Raw genomic sequence first — 15,478 nt, forward strand, 5'->3', positions numbered from 1 at the left:
GCATAGTAAATGGCTGGAACGTGGGTATGGCCACAGAAGATGAAGCGGGCATCGCTTGAGGAGAGGCAGCGTTCTGCCGCGTCGACGTCGCGTATGTACAACCATTTTTCCTGCCGCTCCGCGCTGGCGTGCACATACAGCCGGTCTTCGGACCGGAGCGAAAGCGGCAGCTGCGCGAGAAAGTCGAGATGCTCCTGGGCGAGCCGTTCGCGAGTCCACTCGATGGCGGCCCGCGCGTTCTCCGTCATGTCGGTCCGGCCCAAGGCCGCCGCTTCATCGTGGTTGCCCTTGATGCAGAACGCGCCGCCCTCCACCAGATCGGCGGCCTTCTCGACCACATAGACAGGATCGGGCCCGTAGCCGACCAGATCGCCAAGCAGAACCAGCTGGTCCGGCGCCTGCTCCCGAACGACCTCCAGGACTGCGTCGAACGCCTCACGGTTGGCATGGATGTCAGACAGGATCGCGATGCGCATTCAACCTTGTCCCGGGAAGCGAGCAACATAGCAAGGCGACGGCTGCAAGGAATTTGATCCGGCTCAATGCCCCTGCGCGAGCTTACGGCGGAGATTCCCCCCAATGCGGTCACCTTGTCGACTTCCACGACATTGCCTGCAGATCGCTGTCCACCCTCTCACGCACGCTGAAACCAGGCTGCAGCTTAGGCGCGAACGGTCTTACGGGTCGGCCCGCATACATCACGCGAACGCGCGGCACGCCCTCGTTGCGGCGGCCTTCGAGGCCATCCACGGCCAAAAGCCTTTGCATCGCCATTATGGCTTGGCATTCGCTTTCGGATCGACTAGATGAGCCCCGCGCCTGTTTGCCTAGACGGCTAGCGGGTGCAGGGAAGGGTTGCCCGCCGGTTGAAGGCACACCATGTCCGTCGAGGACTTCCCACGGGAGCATCTCCCCAACCCGCGCGGCAAAACCGGCCGGCGCGAGATGTCAAGGACGGAGAGGTGGCCGAGTGGTTGAAGGCGCACGCCTGGAAAGTGTGTTTACGGGAAACCGTAACGCGGGTTCGAATCCCGCTCTCTCCGCCAGAATTTTCCTAATAAATCAATGATTTCATACACTTAGATCATTATTGAAGTCCTTCAAGATCGAAGCGACCTTAATCTGCGTAACAAACCGCCAAGAATCCGCTCAGTCCGCCACAGCGTCGCTCAACGTCGAGGTGGTCAGCATCCTATTCGGGCCGCAAGCAGACGTCAGCTTGCGGCCGCAGGCTTCGAGGGCGGAAGCCGAAGAAGATCTTGTATATCGCATGGCCTCACGGCGTGCGGGCAACGTGCGAGCGCGGGCAGGGTTAGATCCTAACCAATGCGACGCGGCAGACCGCCTTTCGCACGAAAGAACGCCCCCCCTCATAGCGAGAACCGCTGAAGCCCAAGCGGAGAATCTGCGTCCGGCAATGCCGAGGAGCGCCGTACCTTCCCGCGCGTCCGGCATGGCTCGCTCCTTATCCCACTCGTCCGAGGTGAGCGGCAGGTTCAGGGCCAGGAGACGGCGGACGCGGCTCCCAGACCCCGAGCTTGCGCAGGACACGCACCTCATCGCGGATGAGCGTCGTCAGCGCGCGTATGACCGTCGTGGTTGGCCGCTGGCTGGACGTGGCCAGAAGCAGCTCCCGCTCGATCGGGGGATTGCGGATGCGCCAGTAGTTGATCCTGCCTTCGGCAACGAGGTTGTGGCAGCTTGAATAAGACAGGATGGTGTAGCCTATCCCCGCTTCGACGAGCCGCAAGGTCGAAGGCATGGCGTCGACCTCGACCTCGATATTCGGCTCGATGCCGGCGGACCCGAGAATGTGATCCAGCACCACGCGCAGGCCATGCGGCCTCGCTGGCAGGATCATCGGCAGCCGGGACATCACGTCCGCATCGACAGGGCCTGGCCCGAGATTGTGTGGGTCGTTTTTGGCGCCGAGCAGGAACAGCTCGTCGCGCAGGATGGGTTCTGCCAGAAGATTGTTCATCCTCGGCGCGTTGTACAGGACCGCGACGTCGATCTTGCCCATCACCAGCCATTCGAGCAGATGGCCGCTGAAGCCTTCGATCACCCTCAGGCTCACCTGCGGGAACTGGACGCGGAAATTCTGCACCAGCGGCGCCGTCAGCACGACGCCGACCGAGGGCGGCATTCCGAGCACGATCGTGCCACGCGGGTTCGAGCGCAGCGCCGCCAGTTCCGTCTCGGCGCGCGCGGCCTGCTCAAGCAGGGCCACAGCGTAGCTTTGCAGGATCTTGCCGGCTTCCGTAAGCACGATGCCGCGGCCATTGCGATAGAGCAGCGCGACGCCGACCTTGTCCTCGAGCGACTTGATCTGCCGGCTGAGCACCGGCTGGCTAATCGAAAGCGCCACCGCCGCGCGTGAGAAACTGCCGAACTCGGCCACGGCGGTAAAAAGCTGCAGTTGCTTCAGATCGAACATCAGGTGCGGCCCTTGGCTCGAATGCGGGAAACCGCATTGTCGAAGCACGCGGCAAACGCCTGAGTTTGGGGCACTGAGCGATGGTTGACAAGGGAGGCCCAACCGGCGCCCTGCAAAGCTGTTATGCGGCGAGCGAAGCTTATGCTGCGCTCTGGAATTGGCTTATTTGCTAGCTCATGGCCGTCTGCACCAGGCGGCCTTCCCGGAGTAAAAACTTTGCAGACTCGAACGCTTGGGTTCGTTGGGCTCGGCCGCATGGGCGCGCCTATGGTAAGACGGCTTGCTGAAGCGGGCCACCATGTCATCGTCCATGACCGCAGGCCGGATGCCGCCACGGACCTGCCGGGCAATTCTATAAGCGTGGCCGCCACGGCCGCCGCCGTCGCCGACGAGGCCGAGGTGGTGTTCTGCAGCCTGCCGACGCCGCCGATCGTCAAGGAGGTCGTGCTCGGCGCCGATGGCTTGACATCGGGCGCGAAAGCCAAAGTGGTGATCGACCTGTCAACGACCGGGCCCAGCATGGCCAAGACCATCGCGGCGGAGCTGGCCGGCCGCGGCATCGCCTGGGTCGACGCGCCGGTTTCTGGCGGCATCGCCGGAGCCAGCAGCGGCTCGCTCGCGGTAATGGTCTCTTGCAAGAAGTCGGTGTTCGATGAGATCGACCCGGTGCTGGCCAATTTCGGCAAGCGGTTCTACTGTGGCGAAAACGCCGGCACCGCCCAGGTCGCCAAGCTCGGCAATAACATGATCGCGGCGGCCGTCATCCTGCTCTCGGCCGAGGCGCTGGCGATGGGTGTGAAATCCGGGCTGGACCCGCGCATCATGTGCGACATTATCAATGCCTCGAGCGGCCGCAACAGCGCCACCCAGGACAAGTTTCCCCGCGCTGTGCTGCCGGGAACGTTCGATTTCGGCTTCGCCACCGCCCTCTCCTACAAAGACGTCCGCATGTGCGTCGACGAGGCGGAGAATCTCGGCGTGCCGATGGTCGCGGGCTCGCTGGTAAGACAGATGCTCGCCGCCACGAATGCCCGTTTCGGACCGGACTCGGACTTCACTTCGATGGTACGCATCGTCGAAGAATGGGCGGGAATAGAAATCCGCGCCTGAAGGTGGGAACCGCGGAGGACTTGGGAAATGGCAAGCTTCACGAAGCAATTGGCCGACACGCTGGCCGGCCTGCCCTTGGAAGTGTTCAGTCCTGCCGTCACCGCCAAGGCAAAGCTTTGTCTGCTCGATTTCCTCGGCTGCGCCTTCGAGGCGTCCGCGCTCGATCCGAGCCAGCAAGCGCTGGCCGCGGTGACGCCGGCGCGCGGCGGCCACATCATTGGCGAAAGTCGGCAGGCCACACCGGCGGACGCGGCCTTCGTCAATGCGGTCAAGGGGCATGGGCTGGTCCGCGAGGACATGCACGCCGGATCCGTATGCCATCACGGCGTCGTCGTCTGGCCGCTGCTGCTGGCGCTCGCCGAAACGAAGACGGTTTCGGGGATCGACCTGCTGCGGGCGGCAATCGTCGCCTATGAGGTCGGCGGGCGGCTGGGCCGGATGCTCATCGACCGCGAGCTTTCGGGACTGTTCAGGCCGACGGGGCTGGTGGCTCCGATCGGCGCGGGATGTGGCGCCGCGCGGTTCATCGGCCTCGACAAGGAACAGACCGCGGCCGCGATCGCCTTTGCCGCCAACACGTCGTCCGGCCTCAACCAGTGGCCGAAGAGCGGCGGATCGGACATGTTCTTTCATCCGGGCTTTGCCGCGCGCAACGCCTGGATGGCGGTCCAGCTTGCGGCCGCCGGTGCCTATGGCAGCCCGGACGTGCTTGAGGGAAAATCCGGTTACTTCGCCGCCTTCGCACGCCGGCCGATGCGGGGGCCGGTGCAGCTCTTCCCCGACGGCGAGGCCGATATCCTGGCCGTCTACCACAAGGCGGCGCCTGCCTGTAATTTCGCCCAGACGGCCTGCCAGACCGCGCTCAAGCTCGTCGAGATGATCGGTCCCGGCGCAGCCCCCGTCGAGCGGATCCACATCCGTGTCCCCGCCGCCGCGGCGGCCTATCCGGGTTGTGACAACACCGGCCCCTTCGAGCGTTCACTCCAGGCCAAGATGAGCATTCCTTATGGCGTTGCAGCGGTGTTCGCCAGCGGCCGTCTCTCGGAAGACAACTACAGGGACCTGCGGGATAAGGAGACGCTGCGGCTGATCGATGCCAGCGACCTCTCGGCTAGCGACGAACTGACGGCACAGTTTCCGGCCAAGCAGGGCGCCAGCATCGATGTCGTGCTCGGGGACGGGCGGCAGCTGTCGATGGGGCTTCCGGATGTGATCCCGGCGACCGAAGCCGAAATCCGCGAGCGCTTCAGATCGGCCGCCGCGCCGATCGTGGGCGGCGAGGCCGCAAGGTCGATCGAGGACTTCATCGACCGGCTGGAGTCCAAGAAGGATGCCGGCCGGCTGATGCCGCTCTGCGCCACCAAGGAAAAGGCCAGGCCGCGAAGAGCGGCTTGAGCGGGAAGGCGCATGGAGGACGCTGAATGACAGTTCGGCGAAAGACAGCTTTCGTCACCGGCGCCGCGAGCGGCATCGGCAGAGCCATCGCGACAAGCCTCCAGGCCGACGGCACGCGCATCGTGCTTGCCGACCGGCAGGCCGAGGCGCTTCAGGCGTTGTCAAACCAACTGGGCGGCGAGGTCTTTGCGCTCCCGCTGGACATCACCGACGCGTCGGCCGTCGACGCTTGCCTGGAACAGGTGCCGGCGGAATTCCGCGACATCGACATACTGGTCAATAATGCCGGCCACGATATTGGCGGCCGCATCCGTTTCGACCAGGGATCGGCGGATGACTGGTCTGCCATCATCGAGACCAATCTGATCGGCTTGATGCGCGTCACGCGCGCGATCCTGCCCGGCATGGTCGCGCGCGGCCGCGGCGACATCGTCAACATGAGCTCGATCAGCGCGCTCCGGATCGTGCCCGAGCAGGCGCCCTACTCGGCCAGCAAGGCAGGCGTGCACATGCTGAGCGACATCATCCGCGGTGAGCTCGCGGAGACGCCGCTGCGGGTCATCGAGATTATGCCCGGCCTGACGCGCACCAGCATCGTCACGACCCGCCACCGCGGCGACGAGGAAGCGGCGCGGCAATATTTCGAGCGCTTCGGCATGGCGCTTGACCCCGAGGACGTGGCGCGCTGCGTGATGTTCGCGCTGAGCCAGCCGCCGCATGTCCAGATCGCGCAGATGTTCGTGCTGCCTACGAACAGGTGGTAGGTCCCGTCGCCCAGGCCTGCACTGAGCCGGGCGGCCGGGGCCGGCCTGTTCAGTGAACGGCCGCGTACATGATGCGGCTTTCGCTGGCCTCGGCGATGTCCATCTCCTCGACGACGCGCCCCTGCCGCGCAACGAGGATACGGTCCGAGAGAGCCAGTATCTCAGGCAGATAGGACGAGATCACCACCACCGCCATGCCGCTGTCGGCAAGCTCGTTGATGAAGTTGTGGATCTCGACGATGGTGCCGACATCCACGCCGCGCGTCGGCTCGTCCAGGATGACCAGCTTCGGCTTCTGGATGAGCGCCTTGGACAGCACGACCTTCTGCTGGTTGCCGCCCGACAGCTCGATCACGCGCGCATCGGCATCGATCGCCTTGACGCCCAGTCGCTTGGTCCAGGCCGTGGCAAGCTCGCGCGCATTGCGCGGCGTGACAGCGGTCAGCGGATTGCTGCCGGTCGCCAGCGCGCCGAGCTGGACGTTGCTGGCAATCGTCATCGTCTCGAAGAAGCCTTCGATCTTGCGGTCCTCGGTGACATAGACGACGCCGTCGCGCACAGCGGGCCGTGGCGTGCGGTAACGGACCGGCCGGTCCTCGAAGCGTACGGTGCCGCCGTGGAAATAGTCGCGCTTCAAGACGCCGGCGACGATCTTCATCGTCTCCGTTCGCCCCGCCCCGACCAGGCCGAACATGCCGGTGACCTGCCCCGCGAACACCGAGAAGGAGGTGTTTCGGACCGTATTGCCCATCGACAGGTTCTCGACGCTCAGGATCTTCTTGCCCATCGGCCGCGCCTTGCGCTTCTCGCCGGCATAGAGCTCGCCGGACAGGCTCCGTCCGACCATCGCCTGCACGATGCGATCGCGGTCGAAATTGCGCGTGTCGTCGGTGACGACGACCTTGGCGTCGCGCATCACCGTGATGCGGTCCGACAGGTAAAGCGCTTCCTCCAGCGCATGGCTGATGAAGATGATCGCGATGCCTTGCTCCTTCAGCCGGCGCGCCAGGTTGAAGAAGTGGAATTTCTCTTCCGGCGTCAGCGTCGCGGTCGGCTCGTCGAAGATGATGAGCCGGGCATGATGATGCACGGCGCGCGCGATCTCGACCATCTGCTTCTTGCCGGCGCCCAGGGTGGAAACCTGCGACGTGGGGTCGACGTAGAAATTGAGCGACAAAAGATAGCGCTGCGCCTGGATGTTGAGGCCGCGCAGGCGGTTGAAGAGTTTTTCGTCGCCAAGATAGATGTTCTGCGCGACCGACATCGACGGAACCAGATTGGTCTCCTGGAAGACCATGGCGACGCCATGCGCGAGCGCATCGGAAGGCGAGTTGAAAACCGTCGGCTTGCCGTCCAGCACCATCTCGCCCGAGGACGGCTGATAGACGCCGGCCAGCACTTTCATCAGCGTCGATTTGCCGGCGCCGTTCTCGCCGAGGATGGCATGGATCTCACCCGGACGGACGTCGAGGTTGACGTCCGAGATCGCGAGCACGCCGCGAAAGTCCTTGGACACACCGCGCAGTTGAACCAGTGAATTCATGCCGCCGTCTCGTCGTCGATTGCCACGATCTTGCCCGAGCCCTTGGCGCCGGCGATCAGCCTGCCACCTGTCTCGCAGAGCGACGTCACGCCATGGACATCGCCGTCGGCACGGCTCTGGTAGCTGCGCAGCATGGCCATGCGGTCGTCGCATCGCACCACCAGGCCGGTCGACCATGCCGGCGACCACGGCTTGAGCATATTGAGTTTCTTGCGCGCGCCGCCCTGGATCGGCTCGAGAAAGCTCTTTCCGGTCGCAAGCGCCGGCGCGATCCAGTAGGCCGGATCGATCGTGTCGACCATGCGGCGCCGGTATTCGTCCTCCTTGAGCACGAATTCGACCAGCGGATTGCGGGGCGCGAACATCGCCAGCCAGAAGCCGCCCGAGGCGGACTGCGTCATGCGACCCGGATAGGCGGGCAAGGCCGCAAGCGCGACGCGGGGCTGTGAGCCGCCCGCCAGCGCAAGGACGCGATGCCGCCACGCTTCAGCGACAAAGATGTCCTCTCCCGAAAGCGCCAGGCCTGCCGCGAACTCCAGCCCGCCCAGAAGCCGTTCGGCGCGGCCGCTGCGGGTATCGATGCGCCACACCGAGCCGCTCGCCGACTTCGTCATCAGATCGCGCTTCCATTCGCTCGCCGCGTGGCGATCCGATCCGACGGCGACGAACAATGTCGTCGGATCGGCGAAGACCATGGCCGTCACGCAAGAAGGATTGATGCCTTCGACCTTCAGCGGCCTTGAGGCGGTGCCGGGGCTTTCCAGGAGAATTCCGCGACCTTCGACCGCAATCGCCAGGTTTTCGTCCAGGGCGGCGATGCTGGTCACCAGTCCATCCATCGGACAACGCGCGCTCAGCTCAAATTGCGAGGCATCGCCGCTGGTTGAAAGGGTCAGCAGGTTGTTGCCGGAAGAGCAGAGGATGCCGTCATGCGCGGGTGTGAGATTGTCGACGCCGTCGAGCTGCATCAGCACCGGCATCGCGTCGAGCTTCGCGTTCGGCCGCAACGGCCCGTCCATCGGCGGCACGGTGCTGCCGGTGAGATCGAAGCCGCGGAAATTGGCCCAGGCTTTCCAGATCGCGCCGATCATGAACGGGCGCCCCAATAGGCGTCCTGCGCGCACCAGTTCGGGTCGGCATCGGGCAGGCGGTAGCGCCCGATGCGGTTGTTGGAGACGCCGCCGAGATAGAGCCAGCCGCGATGCTCGCGCATTGAGGTGATCATGGGATGGTTGAGGCCGCCAAGGTCCCAGAGATTGTCGAGGATCTCGCCCTTCTCGTTGAACTTCACCACGCAGCCGGTATTGATGTTGGGATAGAGCCACTGGTCCGGCGCGACGCGACGGGCCATGCGCTTACGGAAGCCGGGCATGCGCAGTGCTAGATCGAGTGCCGGCCCGCGCATGCCGAGCAGCGCCAGCCAGTAATTGCCGTCGGAAGAGCGGTTGATGTTGTCTGGGTAACCCGGAAGATTGGAGATCACCTTCTCGGTCCTGCCCTTCTTCGGACCGTCGAAATAGTAGCGGCTGATCGAGCAGGTCCAGCTCTCGGCGAACATGAAGGATTGCCCGTCGGAGCACATGGCGACGCCGTTGGCGAACACTAGTTTCGGGATTTCCGTATGCGTCTTGCCGGTGCGCGGGTCGTAGCAAATGATGCGCCCGCTGGCGCGGCTCTCGAGCGCATCGGTCGCCCAATCCTCCTGCTCGTAGCGGATGGTCGCCTCGCTGAAATAGATGCGGCCGTCCGGCGCCACATCGACGTCGTCGGCAAGGCGAAGGCGCGAATCGTCCACCACCGAGAACCAGCTGCGGTTCGTCTCGTCGGTCAGCTTGGTGACCGTCTTGTCGGGCGCCACCTGGAAAAGCCCCATGCCGCCGATGCAGACGAGCAGATTGCCGGACTTGTCGAAGGCCATGCCGAGCGGATGGCCGCCAATATGCGCGAACACTTCCGAGCGCTTATGATCGGGGCCGAAGAAGCGCACGATGTCGCCGTGGCGGGTGCCGCAATAGAGATTGTCGTCGCGATCGAGGATGACATCCTCCGGCCCTTCGATCTCGCCGAGGCCAATGATCTCGACCGAGCGCAGGCGGTCGTTGAGCATATAGGGTGAGCCGGGCGCATCGACCTGCGGCGAAGGCGGCAGCGACAGATAAGCGGGCGAGACATAGACCTTGGCCAGGATGCGGTGGCGGTGCTTCTGCCAGCGCATGTCGACGAAGACGGCGAGCAAAAGGATCGCGCCGAGGATCGTCGAGTTTATCGGACCGCTGATGCCGAGATTGATCAGGCCGTTGGTCAGCATGAGCACAAGCAGGCTGCCGATGATGGCCTTGGCGACGGAGCCCCGGCCGCCGCCGATTGCGGTCCCGCCGAGCACCGCGGCGGTCAGCGCCTGGACCTCCAGGCCGACGCCGGTGTCGGACCCCGTGCTGCCGAGGCGTGCGGCGAACAGGAAGCCGGCCAGCGCGCACATGGTGCTCGACGCGACATAGGTGAGGAACACCATGAAGCGCACATTGATCCCGGCATTGAAGGCCGAGCGCCGCGCCCCGCCGACGGCCGTCAACCGCCAGCCGGGTCGCATGCGAGAGAGCACCAGATGCCAGGCAAGCGCGATGGTCAGCGTGATCACCAGCGACACCGGAATGCCGAGCACCGTGCCTTCGCCGATGAACACCCACAGATCCGACATCGAGAACCCCGACATGATCGAGGTCGACATGCGCACGAAGACGATCTCGTAGAGCGAGCGGAAGATGATCAGGCTGACCAGCGTCGTCAGGAAGGCGCGCAGCCGCAGATAGCCGATCAGCACGCCGTTGATGGCGCCGCAGATCATTCCCATGCCGAGAATGCCGGCGAGAACAGCCGGCACGGGCAGCTCGTAGACATTCACGCCGATGAGCGAGAACAGAACGGCCAGCGAAAAGACCGAGGCCACTGAGAGATCTATGCCGCCCGAGATCATGACGACGGTGAGCGCCAGGACGACAAGCCCGAATTCGGCGAACTGCCGGGCGAGATCCGACAAGCTGGACAGCGACAGGAAGTCGGGAATGATCGATCCCATCACCAGCACGGTAAGCACCAGCGCGGTGAACGGGATGGCGTTGTCGATCCATCGCTTGGACATGATCTCCCCGATCAGATGATCGGGGAGATAGCGCGAGCGCAGAGACGCTAGAGTGTCGCTTGACATGATGCTGATTGACTTGCCCCGGCTCACTTCAACTGGTCGAGCGACCAGCAGGTGCGCGGACCGATATTGTCTTTCGTCAGCAGCGTCAGCGGCGTGTAGTAGGAGGTCTTCGATTCGCCTGCCTTGGCGGGCGACAGCAGCGTCTGGACGATCTGCTGGTTGATCGCGTTGCCCTGCAGCGGCACGTCATAGCTGATGATCAGGTCGAGAAGCCCCTTCTGGATGTTGTCGCAGCCGATCTGGTTGCCGCCGCCCGAGGTCACGACATAGACGTCGTTTGCCTTGCCCGCCGCCTGGATGGCAGCGCCCGCGCCGACATCCTGGTTGTCCCAGTTGCCGACCACGCCGCAGAGATCGGGATGCTGCTGCAGCACCGTCTCCATGATGGCGCGCGCCTTGGCCGGATCATACTGGGCGGCCTGCTCGGACACGATCTTGATCGCCGGGTCCTTGGCGAAGGTCTGCTTGTAGGCATAGAGCTCGTAGAGGTCCGACGCCGCTGTTGGCTGGCCGCGGATGATCGCGATCTTGCCGGACTTGCCCGATCCCGTGCCGCACTGCTTCACCAGCGCGTCCGACTCGATATAGCCGACGCGCGACCAGTCGGCGCCGACATAGGCGTCGGTCGGCACTACCGATTCCAGGTTGAGCTGGACCACCTTGATGCCGGCGTCCATCGCACGCTTCAAAAGGCGCGCATAGGACTGGACGTCAGGATTGTGCGCGATGATCAGGTCTGGCTTTTCGGCGATGAGCGCCGTCAGCGCCCGCGTGCCGGCATCCGTGCTCCAGTTCGGGTCGCGGATCTCGAGCGTGTAGCCGAGGTCGGCCGCCTGCTTGCGCATGATCGCCGCCCAGCCCTCCGTCAGGTCGAAGCCCATGGCCAGCGGAATGAAGACGACGCGCTTGCCCTTGAGGCCGTCGTAGAACGGATTGCGCGACGGATTGTCGAGGCCGTCATCGGCATGTGCGGCCCCCGCCAGGCCGAGTGCCATGAGCCCGGCCGCCAGGATAGTTCTGAATTTCATGATTTCCTCCCATTGGATTGCAAAGCTTGTCTTCAGATGTCGCCCTGGCTCTGTTGCGAAGTCTGCTCGTCCCTGGGGTTGATGAAGCTATCGACCGTGATGGCGAGCAGCAGGATCAGGCTCTTGATGAGGTTCTGCGTCGTGTAGGTGATGTCGAGGATGGTCATGCCGTTGAGGAGCACGCCGACCAGCAGCGTCCCCACCAGCACGTTGCGCACGCTGCCGCGGCCGCCGCTGAGGCTGATGCCGCCGAGCACGACGACCAGCAGCACGTCGTAGATCATCGTCGAGTTGTAGACCCGCGTGCTCATTCCCGAGACGGCGGCGGCCATCACCACGCCGGCGAGGAAAGCGATCAGAGCGCTGATCACATATTGCGCCACGATCAGCGGGCGCAGCGGCAGGCCGGTGATGCGCGCGGCGAACGCATTGTCTCCGGCCGCGTAGACGAAGCGGCCGAAGCGCGTGCGCATCAACACCAGCGCGACCAGTGCGGCCAGCACGGCAAAGGCGACGATGGGCATCGGCAGGCCGAGGAAAGCCCCTCGTCCAAGGAAGTCGAACCAGTCGACGCCGGCAGGCGAGTTCTGAACGTCGATCTGGAACAGGAAGGCGCGTCCCGAGCCATACATCACGAGGCCCATCGCAAGCGTAGTGAAGATGGCGGGAATGTCTGCATAGGCGATCAGGATGCCGCTCCCCAAACCGATGACCAGTGCCAGCAGGGCGCCGTAGACCAGAGCCGTGTCGAAGGGCATACCGGCCTGCGCCATCGACAGCACCCAGGACAGCGACACCACCATGGTCGCCACCATGGCAAGGTCGATACCGCGGCCGATGACGACCAGCCCCATGCCGAGGCCCAATATGCCCAGGATGGAGACGCTGCGCACCAGAGCGATCAGATTTCCCGCGGTCAGGAAATTGTTCAGCGTGGCGGCGAAAACCACGAACAGCGCGACGGCGAGCGCGAACACCACGCCCTCCTGCGACAACCGCGCCTTGGCCATTGCGCCACCTCCCGAACCAGGCCTTGCCGGCCCGTCGCGAAGCCCTTCGCGACCTGCTTTTCCTCGCCGCGACCATCCCCTTTTTGGCTGGCTCAAGACATATCCGCCCAGGGAATATCAGTTATGTTTCATGCCGGGCGGGGCATCGGACGCCTGAGCTGTGCGGTGGGTTGAAAGCCGGACACTTTCGGCATCGTCGGCAAGGCCTGTCATGCGACAAGCGCCATAGCTGTTATCCTGATTCCGCACTGCCTCATCGCTTCACTCCGCCTTGCCAATCGCGCAAAACTGCTGAGCGACAAGAGGAGGCGCCAAAGGCGCCTGTCGCACCGGGAGGAAATGATGACGGACGAGCCGCGCAAACAGACGCCGGGGGTCTACAGACGCCGAGTGGGCGATGCCATGGTGACCGTCATCAATGACGGTTTCCTCGATATCAGCGTGGCCATCCTGCGCGGGACGGATCGCGGCGACATGGAGGGCCTGATGCGCGAGCAGTTCCGGCACACGGAACCGCGTCTCACCGTCAATGCCTTCGTGATCGAGACGGGCAAGAACACCGTCCTGGTCGACGCCGGAGGCGGGTCGACCACGGTCTATTCCATGGGGCTGCTGCCGCAGAATCTCGAAGCCGCCGGCTTCAAGCCCACGGACTTCGACACCGTCCTGCTCACCCATATCCATCCCGACCATTCGAGCGGCCTGATGGACACTTCGGGCAAGCCGCTCTTTCCACGGGCTGAAGTCATCGTTCACCGGGATGATCTCGACTTCTGGTCCAATCCCGAGAAGGCTGAAAAGTCCGCCGCGGCGCGGCCTTATACCGGTTCGGCCGATGCGTTGCTGTCCAGCTATCGGGGTCATTTCCATCCCGCCGAAGGCGGCGAGGTAGTGCCGGGCATCCGGCAGCTTCCGCTGCCTGGACACACGCCCGGCCATAGCGGCTATCAGCTCGACTCGGCCGGCGAAACGCTGGTGATGTGGGGCGACACGGTGCACGTGCCGGAGATCCAGATTCCGCGGCCGCAGGTCACCAGCGAGTTCGACGTTGATGAAGCGTTGGCGCATGAAAACCGCCGCAAGATCTTCGAGCATGTCGCCAACGAGCGGCTGCTCGTCACCGGCGGGCACCTGCATCTGCCCGGGTTCGCGCATCTGGTGAAGGCGGGGGATGGCTTCCGCCTCGTTCCTGAAAGCTGGATGGTTCAGCTCTAGAAAACGGACATCAAAAACGGCTCCGGGCCGGCCCGATGGACCGGCCCGTGTGTTTTTAAGCCAGACGTCAATCCGTGACTTCGACCCAGGTCTTGCTCTTGGCGTCGTATTTGACCAGCGTCACCTGCTCGGCGGTGATGGTGATGTGGCTCTTTTCGGAGAAGCTGATATTGCCGGTCATGCCCTTGAAGCCCTGGACCGCGTTGAAGCCTTTCTGCAGGTCTTTCGGATTCGTCGACTTCACGTCCTTGATGACCTGCGCCAGCATCTTGATGCTGTCATAGGCGCCCGCCGAGAAGGGCGTGGCATCGACGTTGAACTTCTTCTTGTAGGCGTCCTTGAACGCCAGAAGTTCCGGACCCGGATGCAGCTCGGTCGTCAGCATCGCGGTGATCGTTCCATCGGCAAGGTCGCCGGCGAGCTTCGAGTAGGTATCGTCGGCGTTGGTCTCGTCATTGCCGTAGACGATGGCGTCGTAACCAATCGAATGCAGGTCCTGCACGAAGGCAGCCTGGTCCTGCGGGGTGAGCCACACGTCGACGCATTTGATGCCTGCGGCCTTGATGGCGTTGACCTCCGGCATCAGGCCAGCGGTCGCGCCCGTCGACCAGTTCTCGGTGATGGTGTGATCCATGGCGATCTTCTTGCCGGCCTTGTCATAGGCAAGCTGGATGCCGAACAGACCGCCCTGCCCGTATGTGGATGGATCATGCAGCACCGCGAGGCCATCGGGGCAGTGCTTCAATGCATGCTGGCCGATCTTCTCGCCCCAGGCAAAGGTGTTGAGACCGAAGTCGAAGACCCACGGGTTCGGCGGGCTGGTCGGCCCGTCCGGATTGACGGTGAGGCCGCCATCGTCGACGACGCCGATGGTCGGGAACTTATGGCGCTCAGCCAGTTGCGCCGTGACCGGGCCGGTGTCGGGCGAGCCGGCAATAGCGATCGCGCCCTGCGACATCAGCTTCTCATAGAGCTGCCCGGACAGCGTGGCCGACGCATTGTCGTTATGCGGGTCGAGCTTGAAGGTGTGGCCATCGACACCGCCGGCGGCGTTGACCTCGTCGACCGCCATCTGCGAGCCGTTCACCGTGGCGACACCGGTCGAACCATAGGCGCCGGTCGTTCCCGCGATGAGGCCGATGAGATATTCGTCCGCCGCGCTGGCTTGAACGCAGAGCCCCCAGAACGCCGTCGTGGCCAGCAACATCGCGGAAGTCGTCGCGAGTTTTCTCATGTCTGATTTTCCTCCCTGCGATCGGTGGGCAGGAACCGACAACCCGATCGCTCAATTGCCCTGCGCTTCCCGCGCCCTCTCGGTGATGGATTTTGCTATCCCGTCGCCAGGCCTTGTCAACGCGAGCGCCAGCGCCCCGAAGCCGGTTCAGCGACCCTGTCAATGCCACTGGAGAAGCCGACCGGGCACGATCATCGGTATCGCAAAAAGGGAGCTCGGCATCTAGGATAACTTATTGCTCCCACTTGCTTTTATACCAAACCAACTTCCTAAAACCGCGCGCCGAAAGACGCCTTGGACCGCCTCGCCGCGCCCCGCGTTTCACCGTTCCGAAACGCCGTTCAATCGCTGCGCTCATAGCTGTTATGTCACTCGCATCAGCTATTTCCGGACGGTCATTTTCGACTAGGTTTTTGACACCGGCGCAGCAGGCCAGAGCTGGACAAATTGCGGCATGGAACCCCCGCCCGACGGTTCATCTTGAATTCGGGCGGCTATCCGACGGAAGCGTCTCCCGCGAGGCGGTCAAGCCGGCTG

General features: G+C 63.9%; 12 protein-coding genes and 1 tRNA gene. 5 read left to right on the forward strand and 8 right to left on the reverse strand.

The features are described from left to right. On the reverse strand, positions 1–476 hold a 476-nt coding region (locus EOA24_RS03615), incomplete at its 3' end, for a metallophosphoesterase family protein (RefSeq protein WP_133374455.1). Positions 477–956: 480 nt separating this feature from the next. On the opposite strand from EOA24_RS03615, the gene EOA24_RS03620 reads away from it, so the two are divergent. After that, positions 957–1,046: transfer RNA gene (locus EOA24_RS03620), tRNA-Ser, on the forward strand. A 419-nt stretch (positions 1,047–1,465) separates the two neighbouring features. Here the strand turns inward: EOA24_RS03620 and EOA24_RS03625 are convergent. Further along, on the reverse strand, positions 1,466–2,437 hold the full coding sequence (locus tag EOA24_RS03625; RefSeq protein WP_126081390.1) for a LysR substrate-binding domain-containing protein: 972 nt from the start codon (positions 2,435–2,437) through the stop codon (positions 1,466–1,468). A gap of 216 nt (positions 2,438–2,653) precedes the next feature. On the opposite strand from EOA24_RS03625, the gene EOA24_RS03630 reads away from it, so the two are divergent. Genes EOA24_RS03630 through EOA24_RS03640 form a run of 3 tightly spaced genes read left to right on the forward strand, consistent with a single transcriptional unit; the run spans position 2,654 to position 5,706 of the window. Then, positions 2,654–3,547 (forward strand): NAD(P)-dependent oxidoreductase, encoded by an 894-nt coding sequence (locus EOA24_RS03630; protein ID WP_126081389.1) that lies wholly within the window; start codon positions 2,654–2,656, stop codon positions 3,545–3,547. Between the two features lie 27 nt (positions 3,548–3,574). Then, positions 3,575–4,942 (forward strand): MmgE/PrpD family protein, encoded by a 1,368-nt coding sequence (locus EOA24_RS03635; protein ID WP_126081388.1) that lies wholly within the window; start codon positions 3,575–3,577, stop codon positions 4,940–4,942. A 26-nt stretch (positions 4,943–4,968) separates the two neighbouring features. Continuing rightward, on the forward strand, positions 4,969–5,706 hold the full coding sequence (locus EOA24_RS03640; protein WP_126081387.1) for an SDR family oxidoreductase: 738 nt from the start codon (positions 4,969–4,971) through the stop codon (positions 5,704–5,706). Positions 5,707–5,755: 49 nt separating this feature from the next. Here the strand turns inward: EOA24_RS03640 and EOA24_RS03645 are convergent, their stop codons facing one another. The 5 genes from EOA24_RS03645 to EOA24_RS03665 are packed head-to-tail and all read right to left on the reverse strand — an operon-like array spanning position 5,756 to position 12,492. Next, positions 5,756–7,249 (reverse strand): sugar ABC transporter ATP-binding protein, encoded by a 1,494-nt coding sequence (locus EOA24_RS03645; protein WP_126081386.1) that lies wholly within the window; start codon positions 7,247–7,249, stop codon positions 5,756–5,758. Then, the gene (locus tag EOA24_RS03650; RefSeq protein WP_126081385.1) at positions 7,246–8,340 is read right to left on the reverse strand and encodes a strictosidine synthase; all 1,095 of its coding nucleotides are present in this window, start codon (positions 8,338–8,340) and stop codon (positions 7,246–7,248) included. The genes EOA24_RS03645 and EOA24_RS03650 overlap by 4 nt, the downstream gene beginning before the upstream one ends. After that, entirely contained in the window at positions 8,337–10,454 is a 2,118-nt protein-coding gene (locus EOA24_RS03655; RefSeq protein ID WP_189343079.1) for an SMP-30/gluconolactonase/LRE family protein, read from the reverse strand. Before EOA24_RS03655 ends, EOA24_RS03650 begins: the two co-directional genes overlap by 4 nt. Before the next feature lie 23 nt (positions 10,455–10,477). Next, entirely contained in the window at positions 10,478–11,482 is a 1,005-nt protein-coding gene (locus EOA24_RS03660) for a sugar ABC transporter substrate-binding protein (RefSeq protein ID WP_126081384.1), read from the reverse strand. A 32-nt stretch (positions 11,483–11,514) separates the two neighbouring features. Beyond that, positions 11,515–12,492: an ABC transporter permease gene (locus EOA24_RS03665; protein WP_127409589.1), complete on the reverse strand. Its 978-nt coding sequence runs from the start codon at positions 12,490–12,492 to the stop codon at positions 11,515–11,517. Between the two features lie 339 nt (positions 12,493–12,831). Between EOA24_RS03665 and EOA24_RS03670 the strand changes: the two genes are divergently transcribed. Then, positions 12,832–13,707, forward strand: coding sequence for an MBL fold metallo-hydrolase (locus EOA24_RS03670; RefSeq protein WP_126081382.1), 876 nt, complete (start codon positions 12,832–12,834; stop codon positions 13,705–13,707). Between the two features lie 67 nt (positions 13,708–13,774). Here EOA24_RS03670 and EOA24_RS03675 read toward each other — a convergent pair whose 3' ends face one another. Beyond that, positions 13,775–14,941 (reverse strand): ABC transporter substrate-binding protein, encoded by a 1,167-nt coding sequence (locus EOA24_RS03675; RefSeq protein ID WP_126081381.1) that lies wholly within the window; start codon positions 14,939–14,941, stop codon positions 13,775–13,777. Positions 14,942–15,478 lie beyond the last annotated feature (537 nt).

The sequence above is a fragment of the Mesorhizobium sp. M2A.F.Ca.ET.039.01.1.1 genome (assembly GCF_003998035.1).
In the GTDB taxonomy this organism is placed as follows: Bacteria; Pseudomonadota; Alphaproteobacteria; order Rhizobiales; family Rhizobiaceae; genus Mesorhizobium.